Annotated in this window: 4 protein-coding genes; all 4 read right to left on the bottom strand. The window is 35.1% G+C overall.

Annotated features, from left to right (window positions below; genetic code table 11):
- Nucleotides 1–986: glycosyltransferase (locus E1140_RS01665; RefSeq protein ID WP_155178375.1), on the bottom strand; the 986-nt coding region annotated here is incomplete at its 3' end.
- A gap of 50 nt (nucleotides 987–1,036) precedes the next feature.
- Nucleotides 1,037–2,176 carry a glycosyltransferase family 4 protein gene (locus E1140_RS01660; protein ID WP_155178373.1) on the bottom strand — a complete coding sequence of 380 codons (1,140 nt, stop codon included), beginning with the start codon at nucleotides 2,174–2,176 and terminating at the stop codon, nucleotides 1,037–1,039.
- Nucleotides 2,173–3,768: a glucosamine inositolphosphorylceramide transferase family protein gene (locus E1140_RS01655; protein ID WP_155178370.1), complete on the bottom strand. Its 1,596-nt coding sequence runs from the start codon at nucleotides 3,766–3,768 to the stop codon at nucleotides 2,173–2,175. Before E1140_RS01655 ends, E1140_RS01660 begins: the two co-directional genes overlap by 4 nt.
- Nucleotides 3,769–3,793: 25 nt before the next feature.
- Nucleotides 3,794–4,551, bottom strand: a 758-nt coding sequence (locus tag E1140_RS01650; protein WP_155178368.1) for a glycosyltransferase family 2 protein, incomplete at its 5' end; no start/stop codon positions are given.

Here is a 4,551-nt window from a genome sequence, read left to right as displayed (position 1 = left end):
TCCTCATCACCAGCTTTAATTAATTTACCTGTTAAGTCATTTTTTACTATTTCTGAAATACCTCCAACATCGTATGCCACAACAGGTACCTTACAAAATTGTGCCTCTAGAATAACACCAGGTAAACCTTCAATAAGACTAGGTAACACAAAAACATCTGCCTGACGAATAAATTTTAAGGCTTCAGTCTGATAGCCCATAAACTCTACAGAATCATTTAGATTCAAATCTTTAGCTAATTCCTCTGTCTCTCTTCTCAAAGGGCCATCCCCTACTAATTTGAGTTTTGCATTGGGGTAGTTCCTTTTAAAGTTATTGAAAATTTGCAATAGGCCTTTGTGATTCTTCTCAAAGCTAAAGCCACCAACATGTACAATTCGAATCTCATCAAATCTTTTGTCCTTTAATATTATAGCATCCTCATTTTCACTGAGACCAAGTTCATGTCTCTGCTCCACTACTTCAGACTTTCCGTCTTTTGTTTCAACTCCTATTGGAATGACAATTGATTTGTTCTTGGTTGCAGGAAATAGTGAATTCAAATCTTTCTTTGATTGCTTACTAACTGATGCGATAGCATCAACTTTAGAATATAGATAGCTATTTAATTCTTTCACTATTGGGTTCCGAATATACAAACTAACCATGCTGGCATTTCTAAAAACAATAGGTTGTTTCCATTTGAAAAGCAATTTGGAAAGCACGGCATATTTCAATGTATCACCTGCATTGGCTTGAATAATATCAGGCTTTTCATTAGCCATCAATGACGCAAGAGCCTTAAAACCTCTCCAGTCTAACCATCTAAACTTTCCGGATAAACTTAATGCAATGTGTTTACCCGAAAATTGAGGTGTTTGTTCTCCTTTAAATAGAGATGCAATAATAACCTCGTGCCCCGATGATAATAGGTTATTACTAAGTTGGGTAGCAAATATTTCAGCGCCACGAAGCTGAGGCTTTTGTATGAGCTGTAAAATCTTCATTTAAATATAAACCTTAAACTGAAATGTTTTATCAATGGTATACAAGTGCTCTATTTTATGACACTCACAAGAAGCTGATACATCTTTTGATGAACTGCTTCAATCTGATAACTCTCTTCAAAAATATTGAGACTTTGTCTCCCCATATCCCTTAGCTGACTTCGATCATTCACAATTGATTTTATTATTTGAGTTAATTTATTCTTATCATCCAAATCAAACACAAAAGCGTTTTTGCTAACTTTAACTACTTCTAAGTTATTAGGTATATTGGAAGCAATTATAGGAAGGCCCGCAGCTTCCGCTTCAATTAATGCACCTGGCAAACCTTCAAATCTTGATGGAAATACAAATATATCGGACGAAGCTAATAGTAAATTCACATCTGTTCTATGACCAGTAAATATAATAGTCTCATCAAGTTCGTGTTCCTGAACATACTTTTTAATTTGCTTTGTCATATGTCCTTCTCTACCCACTATTAACACCTTAAGCTTAGAGCGCAAAACCTGGTCAAGCTCGTTTATCGCCTCTAGCAAAATATCATGCCCTTTTTGATACTCATGTCTACCTACGGTGATAAATACTACTTTGTCCTGCAACTCAAATTCGCTCTTAATACGCTTTTGTTTATCTTCTTGTCCAATATACTTATTATTACTTCTTCCTCTCGAAATCCTTGTTATCCGGTGGCTAGAAATATGAAGTTGTTCTTGGTAATGTACAGCAACTGAATTTCCATTGGAATGATAATGATCTACACCTTTTAGCTGGGTTAAGAAGTCTAATAATCGATATGACTGCAATTTAAATTTGGTGACATTTGGGTCTTTCAAACGGTGAGGAGAATAGGTTTCATTCACTAAGCTTTCCAAATGCTTAAAACCTCCCTTAAATATCCTTAAACACCTACCAAGAATATTGGCTTTAAACAATACCGAATGAATAATGTCAGGTCTAAAGTCTTTAACAATGTCCCTTAAAATCTTATATTGGCTGTATTTACCAGGCGGCAGATACATTGGTTCTTCAAAGCCGAAGTCGCCAGGAATATAACTTGGGTTTGCTTTTTTTAAACAAATGATCCTAACCTCAGCTTGCTTCTGCTCAACCAACCATTGATAAAAAAGCAAGGTCGAGTATTCCGCACCTCCAGTAAATAAGGAATCAATTAATAATATTACTTTCATTCTCTTCTTTGAACATCGATTACACTTAACCCATTTACTGAATTAAAAGTGTGGCTTGCTAATATTCCCTCTTCAAAATCCGGTTCTATCTTGTCAAAGAACTCTTCCTTAAACTCCGTTTTAGTTAATTTCAGAATCTCATAAAAATTAATCCCATACCCATACTTTGGTGCACCGATTTGAGCCGGTCTTATAAGCTTGTTGTGATATTTAAAAATGCCCCCTGCAGGGCGGCTTCCCAAAACCGTACTTTTTATAGGGTTTTGAGGATGGCCTGTCCAATCATTGGATAATAAATTATCAGCATAGTAGATATTCAGGTATTGATCAGCTGATTTTGACGGATGATACTTTTTAGTGGCAAACAGATACCAAATATTTTCATGATTTACCAGAGTGGCATCATAAAGTTCTTCTTCTAAAATGCAGCATTTTTTAATCCATTGATGGGGGAAATCCTTAGCTTCATATAAAAACAATTTTTTTGATTCTGCTGCCTCTGGTAATATATAATACTTCCCCTTCCAAGAGAAAACAAATGGGTATGAAAGATGATAATCTTCTTTGATAACAATCGATTTACTATTTGGTATTAGACTTCCATCATTATCAAATTGCATGTAACTTATCTGTCCCATGCCTTTAGACCGATTTAATTCTTCAAAAAATAAATGATATTTATTTTCATGCTTAATAACAAATGGATCGGCCCAATCATAGTTTTTGGGTGGCGTTAATAACTTATACCTGAACATTGACTTTTCTTGACCATTATCTCTTTTAAATTTGTAAGCCAATGACCACTGTTGGGGATGAAACAGGTTTTGATATAATTCCTTTACTCTTCTCAACCAGAATTTTAAGAATATTAACGTTGAAATGGCATTTCCAGGGTTTTTATAAAGTGGCTTGGAATAAAAGCCTAAACCTGTGCGTTCTTCAAGTTTTAGCCTTCCGGTAGCTAATTCATCAATTTTACTGCTAAAAAGTTGCACACCTGCCCAAAGAGCAGCATCTAAATTTCTTGTAAAAGAGGTGGAATCCGTTTTAATAAATGATTTGCCTATAACTTTACCACCATCCAGATCACTTGAAAGTCTTTGAAGAGTTATACCTGTTACCGCCTCCTGTTTCACTACTTCCCAAAAAGCAGGGGGGCCTCCTCGGTTGATGGCACTATCACCATGGTGCAAAGACCATACACCATATTTTGCTGCATTGAGAACACCACCATTTAATATGCCGAAGCCGAACCTAATTAATAAGTCTAGTTCTAAGCCTTTAACTCTCTTGATATCTTCTTCCTTCAAACAAGAATAGAAACCTTTACTTAGACTTTTAATAGTTATAGTTTGAGTGTTTTTTAACTCCTCTCTTTTATCAACTTTTGAGAAGGCTGCATTTGGAATCTTAAAAATTAATCGGTCGAGTTTCATAAGTGACCGATAGACAAATGAACTTCTTATCGAAGACTTCTTATCGCTCTCGTTAAGAATGACCACGCACAAGGAAAGGTTATAATCTTTTAATATGAAATCAACGATTGCGGCTTGCCAACCAGACATATTAAAGTCATCTACTAATAAACCCACTCTTAACATTTTACGAAGCTAATTATTATTTTTTACCTGATAGGTATTTATGCAAGCGAACAAATTTACTCGATGATAAAACTAACCCAAATACCGTAATCAGTATACCTTTAGGAAGAAAAATGCCTTTCCCAAATAGTTTCAAAAGGTATTTTACTGCTTGTTTTTTATTTCCTGCATAAAAATTCAGCCATATGCTTTTATAGAGCCATTTTTTCATGAGGAACGAATTGGCAAAAATGTAATTGAGATTTTTGTTAATGATGATATCGTATGCCTTTGCATTTTCAACATAATTACTCGTCAAGCGATCCTTAGATTTATGGTCCTTAAAAACTAAGGTTTTGTTTACGGGAAGTCCTAAACCAAGTTCACTAGCTCTAATAAAGAAGTCAGTATCTTCGGCTGCTCTCATTCTACCATCGAAAAATCCGATCTTATCAAAAATCTCCTTTCTAAAAACTATTCCTGAGGATGTACCAAAATGTAAATCAAATAAATAAGGTCTAGGGTGTTTAATAAATTTTTCGCCAATCACCCACAAATTGTCTGGGGGAGACATATCCTCATTCATCGATTCCATGTCTCCAACAGCAGAATAGCTAAAATTTGCATTTATATTAGATTTAAGCATATTAATACTTATCTCTAAATGTTTGGGGTGCATGACATCATCGGAATCCAACAGAGCAATAAAGTTGCCCTTCGCTGCCTTAACCCCTATGTTTCTGGCAGTTCCAGCTCCAGAATTTGTGTCAGTCGATAATAATCTTAGATTATTAC

This window comes from Fulvivirga lutimaris, assembly GCF_009711525.1.
GTDB lineage: Bacteria > Bacteroidota > Bacteroidia > Cytophagales > Cyclobacteriaceae > Fulvivirga > Fulvivirga lutimaris.
This window is presented reverse-complemented; position numbering and strand designations above follow the sequence as displayed.

What these genes read in the sequence shown, in the direction of transcription:
- E1140_RS01660 (WP_155178373.1), bottom strand. Translation starts at nt 2,176, where the DNA reads ATGAAAGTAATATTATTAATTGATTCCTTATTTACTGGAGGTGCGGAA.